The organism is Longimicrobium sp., assembly GCF_036388275.1.
GTDB lineage: Bacteria > Gemmatimonadota > Gemmatimonadetes > Longimicrobiales > Longimicrobiaceae > Longimicrobium.
Genome location: NZ_DASVSF010000059.1, coordinates 68422 through 82054, shown reverse-complemented (window position 1 = coordinate 82054; position 13633 = coordinate 68422). Strand labels below are relative to the sequence as shown.

At 69.7% G+C, this 13633-nt stretch carries 14 protein-coding genes; 7 read left to right on the top strand and 7 right to left on the bottom strand.

Annotated features, from left to right (window positions below; genetic code table 11):
* Positions 1–32: 32 nt before the first annotated feature.
* The gene (locus tag VF632_RS12270; RefSeq protein WP_331023184.1) at positions 33–575 is read right to left on the bottom strand and encodes a nuclear transport factor 2 family protein; all 543 of its coding nucleotides are present in this window, start codon (positions 573–575) and stop codon (positions 33–35) included.
* A gap of 256 nt (positions 576–831) precedes the next feature.
* Between VF632_RS12270 and VF632_RS12265 the strand changes: the two genes are divergently transcribed.
* Positions 832–1050: a hypothetical protein gene (locus VF632_RS12265; protein WP_331023183.1), complete on the top strand. Its 219-nt coding sequence runs from the start codon at positions 832–834 to the stop codon at positions 1048–1050.
* A gap of 143 nt (positions 1051–1193) precedes the next feature.
* Here VF632_RS12265 and VF632_RS12260 read toward each other — a convergent pair whose 3' ends face one another.
* Entirely contained in the window at positions 1194–1667 is a 474-nt protein-coding gene (locus tag VF632_RS12260; RefSeq protein WP_331023182.1) for a hypothetical protein, read from the bottom strand.
* 509 nt (positions 1668–2176) lie between these two features.
* Here VF632_RS12260 and VF632_RS12255 point away from each other — a divergent pair.
* The 5 genes from VF632_RS12255 to VF632_RS12235 all read left to right on the top strand — a co-directional run bounded on the left by VF632_RS12255 (position 2177) and on the right by VF632_RS12235 (position 5961).
* On the top strand, positions 2177–3211 hold the full coding sequence (locus tag VF632_RS12255) for a hypothetical protein (protein WP_331023181.1): 1035 nt from the start codon (positions 2177–2179) through the stop codon (positions 3209–3211).
* 63 nt (positions 3212–3274) lie between these two features.
* Entirely contained in the window at positions 3275–4267 is a 993-nt protein-coding gene (locus tag VF632_RS12250) for an aldo/keto reductase (protein ID WP_349263996.1), read from the top strand.
* 29 nt (positions 4268–4296) lie between these two features.
* The gene (locus VF632_RS12245) at positions 4297–4725 is read left to right on the top strand and encodes a cupin domain-containing protein (RefSeq protein ID WP_331023179.1); all 429 of its coding nucleotides are present in this window, start codon (positions 4297–4299) and stop codon (positions 4723–4725) included.
* A complete protein-coding gene (locus VF632_RS12240) occupies positions 4722–5432 on the top strand; it encodes a RibD family protein (protein ID WP_331023178.1) in 711 nt (236 codons plus the stop codon). The genes VF632_RS12245 and VF632_RS12240 overlap by 4 nt, the downstream gene beginning before the upstream one ends.
* Before the next feature lie 4 nt (positions 5433–5436).
* Complete coding sequence (locus tag VF632_RS12235; protein ID WP_331023177.1) at positions 5437–5961, top strand: GNAT family N-acetyltransferase; 525 nt, start codon at positions 5437–5439, stop codon at positions 5959–5961.
* A gap of 493 nt (positions 5962–6454) precedes the next feature.
* Here the strand turns inward: VF632_RS12235 and VF632_RS12230 are convergent, their stop codons facing one another.
* A complete protein-coding gene (locus VF632_RS12230) occupies positions 6455–7213 on the bottom strand; it encodes a phosphatase PAP2 family protein (RefSeq protein WP_331023176.1) in 759 nt (252 codons plus the stop codon).
* Between the two features lie 254 nt (positions 7214–7467).
* On the opposite strand from VF632_RS12230, the gene VF632_RS12225 reads away from it, so the two are divergent.
* A complete protein-coding gene (locus tag VF632_RS12225; RefSeq protein ID WP_331023175.1) occupies positions 7468–8196 on the top strand; it encodes a hypothetical protein in 729 nt (242 codons plus the stop codon).
* 66 nt (positions 8197–8262) lie between these two features.
* On the opposite strand, the gene VF632_RS12220 is transcribed toward VF632_RS12225, so the two are convergent.
* The 4 genes from VF632_RS12220 to VF632_RS12205 all read right to left on the bottom strand — a co-directional run bounded on the left by VF632_RS12220 (position 8263) and on the right by VF632_RS12205 (position 13609).
* Positions 8263–8970 carry a cupin domain-containing protein gene (locus VF632_RS12220; RefSeq protein WP_331023174.1) on the bottom strand — a complete coding sequence of 236 codons (708 nt, stop codon included), beginning with the start codon at positions 8968–8970 and terminating at the stop codon, positions 8263–8265.
* Positions 8971–9757: 787 nt separating this feature from the next.
* Entirely contained in the window at positions 9758–11431 is a 1674-nt protein-coding gene (locus VF632_RS12215; protein ID WP_331023173.1) for an asparagine synthase C-terminal domain-containing protein, read from the bottom strand.
* A complete protein-coding gene (locus VF632_RS12210; RefSeq protein ID WP_331023172.1) occupies positions 11428–12573 on the bottom strand; it encodes a hypothetical protein in 1146 nt (381 codons plus the stop codon). The genes VF632_RS12215 and VF632_RS12210 overlap by 4 nt, the downstream gene beginning before the upstream one ends.
* A 10-nt stretch (positions 12574–12583) precedes the next feature.
* Positions 12584–13609 carry a hypothetical protein gene (locus VF632_RS12205; RefSeq protein ID WP_331023171.1) on the bottom strand — a complete coding sequence of 342 codons (1026 nt, stop codon included), beginning with the start codon at positions 13607–13609 and terminating at the stop codon, positions 12584–12586.
* Positions 13610–13633 lie beyond the last annotated feature (24 nt).

Here is a 13633-nt window from a genome sequence, read left to right as displayed (position 1 = left end):
AGGATTGCGCGGCGCCCGGCCCGGGAACGGCGTCAGTTCGGCCAAGCGGGGCCGCACCCCGCGGCCTGGTAGGTGTCGCTGATGTTCAGCAGCTTCCAGCGTCCGCCGCTGCGCACCAGGTGAAAGGCGTCGAAGCCGCAGTGCGTGACGGTGGTATCGCGCCGCACCTGGTATTCGGCCCAGACCGTGGCCAGGTCGCCGCTCACGTGCACCACGGGATTGCGGATGGGCTCGTCGATCCCGGGCTGGTTGGGCTGCGTGACCGCTGTGATGAACTGGGCGCCGGTCATCACCACCACGCGCGTCCCGCCGTCCCGCGTCGGCCGGATGAGCGTCAGGCGCGTGAGCGAGTCCACGTGCTGGTTCATGGCGGCCACATCCTTGGCCCGCAGCGCGTTCATGAAGCTCTGGATGGTCGCGAGCACCGCCGCCTGCTCCTGCTGCGTGGTTTCGCGCGCGCCCGCCTGTTCGGCCGCGGGCGCTGAGGAGGGCGCGGGCGACGGCGCGGGTGACGTCTGCGGCTGGCAGGCGGCAAGCAGCGGGAGCAGCAGGGCAACCAGATAACGTGAGCGCATGTTCGTGCGTGGGTGCGGGGGATGGATCCGCCTCACGAAAGGCGGGCAGCTGGCCGGCGGCGGAGCCATCCGCCGGGTTACGCGAAAGTTACGGGGCGATGCCGCGCTCCGCCAATCGCCTCGCTCATTCCGCGGCACAAGCGGCGGTGTGGCGGTTCATCGCTGCGCTCCCGCGCATTCCTGAGAGAAAATCCCGGCCCGCGACCGACAGGTATTCGACAGCAGTTCCTGCTTACCTGCGACGCTGGAGGGAAAGATGGCCAGAAGATGGACAGGGAACATGAACGGGGAGCGGTATCTCGCGAACAAGAGCCCGAGCAAGAAGGAGGTTCACGATCTCGACAACGAGCAGACGAACTGCCAGATCAACGAGATCATCACAGCGAAGAACGACAAGCCGTACGATTCGCAGAAGGCGGCGAACGATGCCGGCTATGACAACTGTGCATATTGCATCGGCAACTCGAAACGCTGATGCGTAGCTGTGCGTGAAAGTCGCGTCCGCGGCAATCACGCGCGGACGTGACTTGATACGGAACGACCGCAGCCGGGAGGCTGCGGTCGTTCTCGTACCCGGATTCCGCGCGGCCGCCCGCTGGCAGCCCATTGTCGCGGGAACTACTCCGCCGCCGCGGGGCTCGTGACCCGGAAGTTGGCCTTGTCGGCGTTCGCCCCGGGGACGTCGAAGTCGTAGTTGGACCACCAGATCTTCACGATGTTCGGCTTGCCGCTGTTGTAATCGACGGTGTGCTGCTCCCTCTTGCTCGAGTAGAGCTTCAGGAAGTAGGTGTCGCCGGATTCATCCGTGAAGGCCAGGTGGAAGTATCCACTGCCGATACCGCTCGGCCCCTGGCCATCGACGGTGATCCGGTAGTCGTAGATGCCTGCCGTCTTGGCCAGCGTGATCCCATAGATCTTCGCACCGTCGTTCCCGACGACACAGTTGTTGACGGGGCCTCCGTTGACGGTGGCCACCTGGAACGGCTGCATTCCCGAAGACTGGGCGCTCTTCGGGTTGCCGCGCGACGACGCCTCGCCGCAATCACCACGGAAGTCGACGCTGGGATAGTCGTTCGATGCCGATGCGCTCATTGTGGTGTTCCTTTCGTGCCCTGAGGGCAATGAGGTAAGGAAATCTTTCGTCCGACGGCACGGCCGCCCGGACCAACCTCCCGATGAGGTCTCTCACATATTAAGACAGTTATAGATTGATATCAACCGTCTCGATGTACTCATTGTGTAAGTGAACATTGGCGCTATCCCTCAGTGTGAACCTTATGATGTCCTCTCATATCCAACGTTTCCGCGTTGAGCTATACGTCACTCTTTAGCATGTTTGGGGACATTTTATTGACATGATACCGGCTCACGAGGATGAGGAGCACGGATGAGCACACCCGCACGTCTGATTAGATAGCCGGGGGCGGCTCGGAATCCACCCACCGCCGCTCGTCTTGGTATCTATCCGTCGGTCGCCGGCTCAGCGCGCCTGTCGAACGTGGAGTAGCGCACGGAGGGAGTTGTCGAACATTGCGCCGCGGGAGGGCTCACCCTACGCTGTGCGGCGGAATCGTGACGACGCCATCCCAGGAGATCCAACCATGCTGCGAGCAGTTTCCCTCGGCCGGGCAGCCGGCCTGGCCATCAGCCTTCTTCTCGCTGTCCCGGTGGCCGCGCAGCAGCCGGATAGCCTGCGGCCCTATTCCGTGGGCAATCCGCTCGGCATCCCGGCCACCGCCACGCCCGGGGGGGAGTTCGAGGCGATCTCGTCCAACGTGAAGGTCTTCGGCGCCATCTTCTCCGCCGAGAGCTGCTCGTACGACGCGGAGCGTGGGGTGATCGTGGTTCCGAACCGCGGCGTTCCGCAGAACGTTCGGGCCAATGACGCCTGGGTGTCGTTCATCAACCACGACGGGTCGGTGCACACCGCCCGCTGGATCGGGGTGCAGAGCGCGGCCGAGCGATCCAGGTTGGCGCCGGCGCTTGTGCTGAACGAGCCGTTCGGCAGCGACATCGCGCGGGGCATGCTGTACGTCGCCGACCGCGACGGCGGCACCCGTGCGGACGAGCCGAGCGTCGCCGTCATCCGCCGCTTCGATCTGCGCACCGGGGTTCCGGCCGGCGAAACGCGCGTGGAGGGCGCGCCCTGGCTCAACGACATCGAGGTGGGGGACGACGGCGCGGTCTACGCCACGCAGACGGGCGATTTCGGCGACAACCCGGACCCGGCCACGTGGCGGGTGTGGAAGATCGCTCCGGACGGCACGGCGTCGGTCTTCGTGCAGGGGGCGCCGCTCCGTCAGCCCAACGGCGTTGCGATCGATCCGCAGGGCAACGTGGTCGTCGCCAACATGGGCAACACCGAGGTGCTGACATTCTCGCCGGCCGGCCGGCTGGTGAAGACGGAGAACGCGGCGCAGGCGGGGAGCGACGGCCTCGTCATCATGTCGGACGGGACCAAGTACCTGAGCAGCGTCACGCTGGGTGGGGTCTCCCGCATCCGCCCGGGCACCCCCGCCGAGCTCATCGCCCGCAACATCCCCAGCGCCGCATCCATGTGCTACGACGCGGGCGCGAACCAGCTGGTGATCCCCATGAACCCTAACAACGGCCTCGCGTTCGTGCCGCTGCAGTAAGCGGCGTCAGCAGGCGTTTGATACAGAGAACGAGAGCAGACAGTGGGCAGAGAAAATACGGCGATACAAACGCGCACGCTGGGGCGCAGCGGCCTGGAAGTTTCCGCCTTGGGCCTGGGCTGCATGGGGCTGAGCTTCGCGATGGGTCCCGCGATCGAAAGGCAGCAGGCGATCGCGCTGATCCGCGCGGCGGTGGAGCGCGGCGTGACGTTCTTCGACACGGCGCAGGTCTACGGCCCGTTTACGAACGAGGATGTCGTGGGCGAGGCCCTGGCTCCCTTTCGCGAGCAGGTGGTGATCGCCACCAAGTTCGGCTTCGACTTCGACGCCGACGGCAAGCCGACCGGCGCGCTCAACAGCCAGACCGCGAGCATCCGCCGCACGACCGAAGACTCGCTCCGGCGGCTGCGCGTGGAAACCATCGACCTGCTCTACCAGCACCGGGTGGATCCGCAGGTGCCCATCGAGGACGTCGCGGGGACGGTTAAGGAGTTGATCGCGGAGGGAAAGGTGCGGCACTTCGGCCTGTCGGAGGCGGGCGGGCGCACCATCCGCCGCGCGCACGCCGTTCAGCCCGTCACCGCGCTGCAGAGCGAGTACTCGCTGTGGTGGCGCGAGCCGGAGGAGGAGATCCTGCCCGTGCTGGAGGAGCTGGGCATCGGCTTCGTTCCCTTCAGCCCGCTGGGACGAGGATTCCTCACGGGAAAGATCGACGAGAGCACCACGTTCGACAGCAGCGACTTCCGCAACACCGTCCCGCGCTTCTCTCCGGAGAACCGCAGGGCGAACCAGGCGGTGGTGGACCTGCTGGCGAGGATCGCGGGGGAGAAGCAGGCCACGCCCGCGCAGGTGGCGCTGGCCTGGCTGCTGGCGCAGAAGCCGTGGATCGTGCCGATTCCCGGCACCACCAAGCTGCATCGCCTAGAAGAGAACCTGCGAGGCGCGTCCGTGGAGCTGACGCCGGACGACCTGCGCGAGATCGAGAGCGCCGCGGCCCACATCAGCGTGCAGGGCGCGCGGTACTCCGAGAACTCGCAAAAGATGGTCGACCGCTGAGGTCCCCACATTCGAACTGGAAGACTGAAATGTCGATCACCAACGCGCTGCCCGCGGGCGTCATCGTGCTCGCGCCGGGGGAGGGCCGCCACTATCCCTGCGGCTCCATGAACAGCGTCTTCCTGGCCGATGGCGAGGAAACCGGCGACCGATACTCCGTCTCCATCTGGTGGGTAGACGCGGGGCGGCCCGGACCCGGCGCCCACTCGCACGAGGCCAACGAAGAGCTGTTCTACGTGATCGAGGGAACCATGACCTTTCTCGTCGGAGATCAGCACGTGGACGCCACCGCGGGCACCTTTCTGCGCATTCCCGCCGGCGTGACGCACGATTTCGAGAACCGCACCGCCAGCCGCGCGGGGGCGCTGAACGTGTTCATCCCCGGCGGATTCGAGGCGAACATGCCCGCGATCGTCGACTGGTTCCGCACGTCCGAGCAGGCGCAGGTGGGCTCATGACGGGCACGGCGGCATCGCGTCCGCGCGTGATCTGCCACATGATGGCCTCGGTGGATGGGCGCATTCTCACCGACGGCTGGCCGCAATCCGACGAGGGGCGGCGGCAGTACGAGGTGGTGCACGAAAGCTACGAGCCCGATGCGTGGCTCTGCGGCCGCGTGACGATGGAGGCGCACTTCGCCCAAGGCACGCGTTCCGACGCCGAGATCGCGCGCGAGCACGACGGCGCGCCGCGCGAGGACTTCCGCGCGCCGGGCGAACGCGAGTCGTTCGCGTTCGCGGTGGATTCCAGCGGGCGCCTGGCGTGGGACACCAACGACATCGACGGTGACCACGTGGTGGCCATCCTCTCGGAGCGCGTGTCCGATGAGTACCTGGCGTTCCTCCGCGAGCGCGGCGTCTCGTACCTCCTGGCCGGGGCGCGCGAGGTGGACCTGGCGCTCGCGCTGGAGAAGATCGGCTCGCGCTTCGGCGTGCGGAAGCTGATGCTGGAGGGCGGCGGCAAGATCAACGGCGGGATGCTGCGCGCGGGGCTGGTGGATGAGGTGAGCGTCCTGCTCGCGCCCGTGGTGGACGGACGGATGGGGACGCCCGCGCTCTTCGACTTCACCGAGGACGACACCCCGCGGTACCGGCTCGCGCTCGACTCCGTGGAGCGGCGCGCGGACGACGTCCTCTGGCTCCGCTACCGCGTGGAGCCGCGGTAGCCCGATGGCAGTCCGTCCCCTGCAGCCATCCGACGTTCCCGCCACCGTCGTCCGCCCCGCGACCCCCGCGGACGTCCCTGCCCTGGGCCGGCTCGGTGCGCTCCTAGTGCGGGTGCACCACGAGTTCGATGCGGCGCGCTTCATTGTGCCGCCAGCGGACATCGAGAACGTGTACACTGGATTCCTGGGGGCGCTGCTCGACGAGCCGGACGCCGTGGTCCTGGTCGCGGAGCGGGATGGCGACGTGGTCGGCTACACGTACGCGGCCATCGAGGGAACCGACTTCCTGGCGCTGCGCGGGCCGGCCGGCGTGCTGCACGACCTCGCGGTGGATCCCGCCCATCGCGCGCACGGCATCGGGCGCATGCTGGTGGATGCCACGATGGCGGCGCTCCGGGCTCGGGACGTTCGCCAGGCCGTGCTCTTTACCGCGGTACAGAACGAGTCCGCCCAGCGCCTGTTCGCTCGCGCCGGCTTCCGCCCGACGATGATCGAGATGACGCGCGAGCTGGACGGCGAGGTTCGATAGGGCTCTTTGCATGCCTCGGCTGGCCCCTCCCCCGACCCCTCCCCGCACGCTGCGCATGCGGGGAGGGGGAGAACTTCATACCGGGTGAGGCTGAGTGGTGCGCAGGCGGTGGGCGCCCCCCATCCCCAGCCCTTCCCCCGCAAACCGCGCGGGGGAAGGGAGCCAGCCCGGTGCGCGCCCTCACTCTGTGCCGCACTACGACCTGTCATCCTGAGCCCCAGGCGCGCTGAACCATCCCGCGCACCGTGCTTCGTGGGGCGAAGGATCTAACATTGGGCACGCAACAGCCTGGGCGCGGCAGCGGTCACCCGGGCAGGGGCCGCGACTTCGGAGCGTTTCTAAACGGGCCGGCGCATGCCTCGGCTGCCCTCTCCCCCGACCCCTCTCCCGCAAGCGGGAGAGGGGAGAATCCGATCGCGCTTCGGCATGCCTCGCGCGCTCGACTACGCGAGCAGTCCGCGAAGGCGGACTTCGGGCCGTGGTTGCCGCGACTTCAGTCGCCCCCGGCGGGGCCCGCCCGAAGGTTCGGCTCCTCCACTGGGTCGGGGCCGGCGGCGGCGGGGGTGGCGCGGGGCGACGGCTTCCCTGCCCGGCCGTACGCGATCTGGCTGACCCCCAGCACCCATCCCAGCGACGCGCACCATCCGGCCGCCACGTCAGAAGGATAGTGGACGCCCAGGTAGACGCGCGAGAACCCCACCAGAAAGGTGAACGCGCCCCCCACGATGATGGCCCACCAGCGCCACCGCGTGGGCCACGCGAGCACTGCCAGCGCGGCGACGAGCGCCATGCTCCCCATCGCGTGCCCGCTGGGAAAGCTGTAGGTGTTCTCCGGCGCCGGCGACGGTGATAGCCACAAATCCGGGCGGTCGCGGCGAAAGAACAGCTTGGCGCCCTGGTTCAGCGCGCCCGCTCCGATCATGGCCACGGCGAAGAACAGCGCGTTGCCGCGGCGGCGCACCACCAGCAGCGCGATGAAGATCACGGCCGCCAGGGGAAGCACCCCGTACGCGTGACCGATGTCGCTGATGAATGCCATCGCGGCATCGCGCCCTGGGGTGTGCTGGGTACGCGCCCAGTGCAGGATCGGGGTGTCCCAGGCCAGCCCGCCGTCGTCCCACACGTCCTCGGCCAGCGTGCCGAAGATGGCCAGCGGCAGGCCCACCAACGCGAACAACCTGAGAAGGCGCTTCCAACGAGCGCGGACGAAACGGGCCAGCGCCCGCATGATCCCCTGCGCGGCGCCTCTCACCTGGGATGCGCGAGGGGCGGATTGGATGTCGGACAAGTCGGCCGGCCTGGACACGGCGTGAAGAGGTGGTACCACTGGATCGGCCGGACTCCTGCAGGAAAGTGGCCGCGGATCAGCCCCACGCGGAATCTTCTTCCGCGCTCGTCTCGTACGAGCGTAGGCCGAGCCTGCGCCGGTTTGACGACGCCGGACGCGTGCCCCATGATTCGACGGCCATGCACGGCCGCGAGGTCCACCCGCCCAAGACTGAGAACATGCCCGACGAGCGAACGTATGGGGAGGAGGAGGTCGCGGAGATCTTCCGCATCGCCGCCGAGGCCCGGAATGCCACCGGAGGCACCGCGCTGGCACCGGTGAACGGGTTCACCCTGGCGGAACTGCAGTCCATCGGGGGCGAGGTGGGGCTGGCGCCGGAGCGCGTGGCCCAGGCAGCCGCCGCGGTGGACCTGCGACGCGGGGCGCTGCGCCGCAGCGAGCTGGGGATGCCGGTTGCGGTGGGCCGCACGGTAGACCTGCCGCGCGCACCCACGGACCGCGAGTGGGAGATGCTGGTCGCCGACCTGCGCGAGACCTTTGGCGCAAAGGGGCGAACCGGGTCGCGCGGCGAGGTGCGCGAGTGGACCAACGGCAACCTGAACGCATTCGTGGAGCCCACCCCCACGGGCTACCGGCTGCGGCTGGCGACCACCAAGTCCAACGGCGTGGCGCTCAACCGCATGGGCACCGTCAGCTTGATGATGGCGCTGGTCACGGTCGTCGTGCTCTACGTCAGCGGCGCGCTGGCGGAGGAGATGCTGGGCCCCGTGATGCTTTCGATGATGGGAGGCGGCGCGCTGGCCTGGAACGCGCTCCGCCTGCCGGGCTGGGCCCAGGAGCGCGAATCGCAGATGGAGGTGATCGCGGTGCGCGCCGCGGCGCTCCTCGGCGCCCCGCCCGCGCCACATCTTGCCGGTCCCGGCGATCCGCTGCTGATCCCCGGCTGACCGCGTCCAAGCTTCGTCATCAACACACGAGACGCCGCCGCTCACTCCCGAGCGGCGGCGTCTGCGTTACATCTCCGCCGTGCGGATCTCGTCGATGCTCGAGGCGGAGACGCCGTTGACCATCGTGCGGTTCACCATGGGGTGATGATCGTGCGTGGGGCCGAAGTCGCTGTCCGGATGCCAGGCGAGCACGTCCAGCGCCTCGCCGCGGGTGAAGAACGAGTGCAGGGTGCCGGTGGGAATGCGCCACCCCATTCCCGGACGCAGCGCGAAGGTGCCGCCCGGCGTGCGGCACTCGCCCGTGCCGCGAACGATCACGCCGATCCGCTCGGACGGATGGGTGTGCGCGGTCTGGTCCGTCCCCGGCGGCATGTGCAGGTGGTTCAGGCAGGGCTCGCCCAGCACCGGCGGGCACACCAGCAGCGTGTCGGAGCAGCCGTCGATGTAGCGCAGGCGCCCGGCGGCTTCCACCGGCCCGCCGAGCGAAAAGAGACCGCGGTACCCCAGCCGCGAGATGACCATCCCCGCCCCGCCCTGCACCCGCGCCGCGCCGGGCGCCACGAAGAACATCCCCGCGCGCAGTGAAAAGCGCCCGGCCTCCGTCTCTACCGTGCAGCCATCCTGGATCGCCATCCCGTAATGCGTCGCGTCCTCCTCCAGCGCCAGCGCGTCCGCACGCCAGCCGAACACCCGGGTGGGATACGCGTCGTCCGCCAGGTCCACCAGCAGGCCGTCGCGGATCTCCAGGGGAACGAAGTCGCTTGTCGTGCTCATTTCAGTGCGAATCTCAGGGGAAGGACAACTTCATACCGGATGGGGCTGGGTGGTTCGCATGCCGCCGCCGCCCCCCATCCCCAGCCCTTCCCCCGCAAACTGCGCGGGGGAAGGGAGCCAGCCGCGTGCGTACCCGGAGCCCGGGGCGGGCGACCAACCCTGTCATCCTGAGCCCCAGGCGCACGGTGCCGGCCCGCACACCGTGCGTCGCGGGGCGAAGGATCTAGCCTCGGGCACTTCCAGGCCCGGGCGCGGCAGCGGTCAACGGTGCAGAGGCCGCGACGTCGGGGCGTTTCGAATTGCGCCGGCGCATGCCTCGGCTGCCCTCTCCCCCGGCCCCTCTCCCGCAAGCGGGAGAGGGGAGAATTCGATTGCGCTTCGGCTGGTTCCGCGCACTCGACTATGCGTGCAGTCCGCGAAGGCGGACTTCGGGCCCTTGTTGCCGCGACGCCGCGACTTCAGTCGCCCCAGCCGGGCCGAGGCCCCGGAAGAACTTCGACCGGGGTTCGACGGGCTGCCTCGCATGCCGCGGGTGGCCCCTCCCCCGGCCCCTCCCCGCATGCTGCGCGTGCGGGGAGGGGAGAACTTCATACCGGATCGGGCTGGGTGGTTCGCATGCGGCTGCCGCCCCCCATCCCCAGCCCTTCCCCCGCAAACTGCGCGGGGGAAGGGAGCCAGCCCGGCGCGCTTCGGCTGGTTCCGCGCACTCGACTACGAGGGCAGTCCGCGAAGGCGGACTTTGGGCCCTTGTTGCCGCGACTTCAGTCGCCCCAGCGGGCCGAGCCCCTCACTCGTTCGCCCGCAGCCATACTTCCATCGTCAGCAGCAGCCAGATCTTCACACCCCGCTTGGGCACCTTGGGCGTGTCGAGCCATTCCTTCACCGTCCGCGGATCGAAGTACGGCCTCGTCCGCGCGTTCCGGTCCAGGAGCATGGCGCGGGCGTAGGGGCGCAGCTCGTTCTGGAACCAAGCCTGCACGGGAACCAGCATCCCGCTCTTGGGACGATGCACCACCTCCGCCGGCAGCAGGTCGGCAACGGCGGCCTTGAGGACGGCCTTTTCCACCGTGCCGGCCAGCTTGTGCTCGGGCGGAATGGCGAAGCTGGCGTCGATCACCCGGCGGTCCGCCAGCGGCGAGCGGCCCATCAGCCCGTTCGCCGCCGTCAGGTTGGCGACCTTGGTGAGAATGTGGTCGGCGCCCTTGAAGCGCACGTTCACGTCCAGCAGCCGGTTGAGGAAGTGCCGCATCCCCCCGTCCACCAGCCGCGGCCCGAACCACCAGCCCGCCGGCGGCTCGTCGTCCAGCGCGGCCTTCACGTCGTCCGTCAGCAGCGCGGGAAGGTCGTCCCAGCACTTGCCGAAGGAGCGCAGGTAGGCCCCAGTCAGGTCATCCGCGCCCCCGTACAGGGCGTGCAGAAGCATCGGCGTGTTCTTGGGGCCTCCGAAGCTGGGGTCGCCGCCCTCGCCGTTCAGGATGGTGCCCGTCACCCCCGCGGCCGCCCGCCCGATGAGCAGGTTGGGCGTGGTGAGCGGGTCGCCGATGGGGTCGTCGAGCACGGCCAGGCTTTCCGGCAGGTGCTTCTGGATGACGGATGCGGGAAACTCCAGCACGTGGTGCCGCGTTCCGCAGTGCCGCGCCACCCGCGACGACCACTCCAACTCATTGGCGTACCCCCCGCCGAAGTGCAGCGAAAAGGTGTGCACGGGCCCCGGCGCCATCCGCGCCGCCAGCGCCGTCACCAGGCTGCTGTCCACGCCACCCGAGAGATAGACGCCGACCGGACCGGAGGCTGGCAGCCGCACCCGCACCGCCCCGTCAATCAGTTCGCGCAGCCGCGCCGCGTGCACCTCCAGCGGCGCATCCGCGTCCTCGATGCGCTCCACGGGCTCCCAGAACACGTGCGCGCGGACGTCGGGAAGCGAGAGGGCCGTCCCGGGGCGCAGTTCGGATATGCCGCGCCACATCGTCCGCTCGCCCGGGACGAAGGCGCAGGTCAGGTAGTCGCGCAGGGCCACCGCGTCGAGGTCTCCCGGAACGCCCGCCGCGCGCCGCAGCGGGCGCGGCGCCGAGGCGAAGCTCCAGCCCCGCGACTCATCCCCCGTCCAATACAGCGTCCGCGCCCCCGCGCCGTCGCGAAGCAGCCAGACCCGGCGCTCGGCGGGGAGCCACACCGCAGCGGCGTACATCCCCAGCGCGTGCCGGCCGGCGTCCGCCCCGTGCTTGCGAACCAGTTCCGCCAGGAGGGCCAGCTGCGACGCGCCGGGAAGGCCCAGCATTGAACGCAGCTCGCCCGCGTTGTCCAGGACCACGTCCCCGCACGCGATCCATCCACCGTCCTGCGCCCGCTCCACCACGCCCGCGAAGGCCGCCTCGCCCTCGCTCCACGCCGGCTCGAAACCCAGGCGCCGGAGCGCCGCGGCCGGATCGCGGCCGCCGAACACGCCCGCGAACGCTGTCATCCGAAGCCGTCCACCACGGCCGCGTCCGGGCCGCCGCCGGTCAGGGACTTGAACCAGGCCGCGACGCCGGTCCAGGGGGCGTCGTCGTACGCCGGGTCGCGGTCGGAGCCGTCGTTGGGCCCCGCGGCCACGATCCCCTCGTACGCCACCCGCATCAGGTGCGCGGACGGCAGGGCGGCCAGCTCGAAGACGTTCCCCACGGCCAGCCACCGCCGGTCCTCGTACGAAAGCAGCTCGATGAGCTCCGGGGTCCACGACGGCCACTGCACGGGGCTGCCCGGGATCCACGGAAGCTCCAGGCGCCTGACCGTCTCCGGCTGCAGCCCCAGGTCTACCACGCGCACCGACGGCTCCGGAAACCACCCCGGCTCGCGGAGGTCCAGCGGGAGTTGGCATCCGTCGGGGCTGGCGTCGTGCAGCGCGAACACGGTCAGGCGCGGGTTGCGGCGCAGCACCCCCTTGATCGTGTCCGCAGCGCCGTCAGGGTAGCCGTCCCGGCTCAGCACGGCGCATTTGTGCTCGATGTCGAAGCCGTTGGCGACCAGCACCTTCGCCGTCTCCCGCCGGTCCGTCACCACGGCGCGGTCCCAAGAGGCCACGTCCGCCGGCACCTGCGGCGGCGCGGTGGCGACGTCCGTGCCGTGCGGCGACAGCAGGCCGGGGATCTTGCCGTGCACCTCCACCCACGGCCGGAGCTGCCCACTCAAAAAGACGTCGAACGGAAGGCAAGGCCTGAGCTGGTCCGCGTACCGGTCCCTCGCGGTCTGGGCAGCGCCCCAGCCGAGCGCCGCCCCCACCATGCCGCCCACGACGGCCAGGATCAGCATTCCCGGCTCGGCAAACGCCGCCATGAAAAGCCCCGGCAGGGCGAAACCCAGCGCGGGCAGCACGATGAACCCTTCGCTGACGGGCGGGAAGGGCGGCATCGTCGATTTTCCGTGCACGGCGAGCCACAGCTGGCGGGTGGTGAACCGCAGCTGGCCCCCGCCGGAGACGCGGTCGATGGCGGCCTGGAACTCGGCGTCGGTGCCGGCTGCCGGCCGGGCCTCCGGGTCGAACGCGAACCGGTGCTGGCACCCGGGACAGCGCCCGTCCGTCCGCTCGCGCAGCCGGGAGATCCTTCCGCAATGAACGCACTTCACGTCGCCGCCCTCATCCGAACCCGTCCACCGCCGCGGTGTCGGTGCCGCCGCCGAGGTCGCCCACCCAGATCACCCCGCCGCCGTAGTACGTGTCGCCCCCGCCGCCGCCGTCAGCCCCGCCGGACGCGGAGCCGTCGTTGGGCCCGGCGGCGACGATGCCCTGGTAGGCGGCGCGCAGCACCTGCGCGGGGTGCAGGGCGGCCAGCTCTCCCGTGTGCCCCCTGGCCAGCCACGCCACGTCCTCGGGCGGCAGGATCTCCCCCAGCCGCGGCGGAAGCGTGCGCGGGGTGCCGGCCAGCGCGGGAATGCGCAGCCGCCGCACCGTCTCCGGCCGCAGCCCCAGGTCTACGATGCTCACGGCCGGGTCCGGAAACCATTCCTGCTCCCGCAGGGTCAGCGGAAGCAGGCATCCGCCCGGGGTGGCGTCGTGCAGCGCAAAGACGGTCAGGCGCGGGTTGCGGCGCAGCATCTCCTTCACCGTGCCGGCGATCCCGTCCGGATAGCCGTCGCGGCTCAGCACGGCGCAGTTGTGCTCGAAGTGAAAGCGGTTGGCCACCAGCACCTGCGCCGTCTCCCAAGTGTCCGTGACCACCGCGCGGTCGAACGAGAAGGCGGCCACGTCCGCCGGCACCTCGCGCGGCAGGGCGGGCGCCGCCACCTGGCGCACGGGGAGCAGCCCGGCGACGTCGCCGTGCACCTCCTTCCACCGCCGCAGGTACCGCTGCTCCCACTCCGGAAAGGCGATGCGCGGCGGCCGGGGCGGTTGCGGAGCGCCCGCGAACGCAAGCTTGGCGTACAGGCTGCGCCAGAAGCCGGGCTTCATCCACCGCCGGTTGAACTCGTACCACAGGTGCCGCTCCGTGAACAGCACCTTGCCGTTTCCCGAGACGCGCTCCATGGCGTTCTCGAACTGGCCGTCGGTGACCCTGTGCCGGTCCTTGGTCGGCTCGAAGGCGAAGGGGTGACGGCACCCGGGACACCGCCCCTCCGTCCGCTGGCGCAGCTTCGAATCCGTTCCGCAGTAAATGCACTTCATGCAATCGCCAGGTCGGGGGATGAA

What these genes read in the sequence shown, in the direction of transcription:
- VF632_RS12270 (WP_331023184.1), bottom strand. Translation starts at nt 575, where the DNA reads ATGCGCTCACGTTATCTGGTTGCCCTGCTGCTCCCGCTGCTTGCCGCC.
- VF632_RS12265 (WP_331023183.1), top strand. Translation starts at nt 832, where the DNA reads ATGGCCAGAAGATGGACAGGGAACATGAACGGGGAGCGGTATCTCGCG.
- VF632_RS12260 (WP_331023182.1), bottom strand. Translation starts at nt 1,667, where the DNA reads ATGAGCGCATCGGCATCGAACGACTATCCCAGCGTCGACTTCCGTGGT.
- VF632_RS12255 (WP_331023181.1), top strand. Translation starts at nt 2,177, where the DNA reads ATGCTGCGAGCAGTTTCCCTCGGCCGGGCAGCCGGCCTGGCCATCAGC.
- VF632_RS12245 (WP_331023179.1), top strand. Translation starts at nt 4,297, where the DNA reads ATGTCGATCACCAACGCGCTGCCCGCGGGCGTCATCGTGCTCGCGCCG.
- VF632_RS12240 (WP_331023178.1), top strand. Translation starts at nt 4,722, where the DNA reads ATGACGGGCACGGCGGCATCGCGTCCGCGCGTGATCTGCCACATGATG.
- VF632_RS12235 (WP_331023177.1), top strand. Translation starts at nt 5,437, where the DNA reads ATGGCAGTCCGTCCCCTGCAGCCATCCGACGTTCCCGCCACCGTCGTC.
- VF632_RS12225 (WP_331023175.1), top strand. Translation starts at nt 7,468, where the DNA reads ATGCCCGACGAGCGAACGTATGGGGAGGAGGAGGTCGCGGAGATCTTC.
- VF632_RS12220 (WP_331023174.1), bottom strand. Translation starts at nt 8,970, where the DNA reads ATGAGCACGACAAGCGACTTCGTTCCCCTGGAGATCCGCGACGGCCTG.
- VF632_RS12215 (WP_331023173.1), bottom strand. Translation starts at nt 11,431, where the DNA reads ATGACAGCGTTCGCGGGCGTGTTCGGCGGCCGCGATCCGGCCGCGGCG.
- VF632_RS12205 (WP_331023171.1), bottom strand. Translation starts at nt 13,609, where the DNA reads ATGAAGTGCATTTACTGCGGAACGGATTCGAAGCTGCGCCAGCGGACG.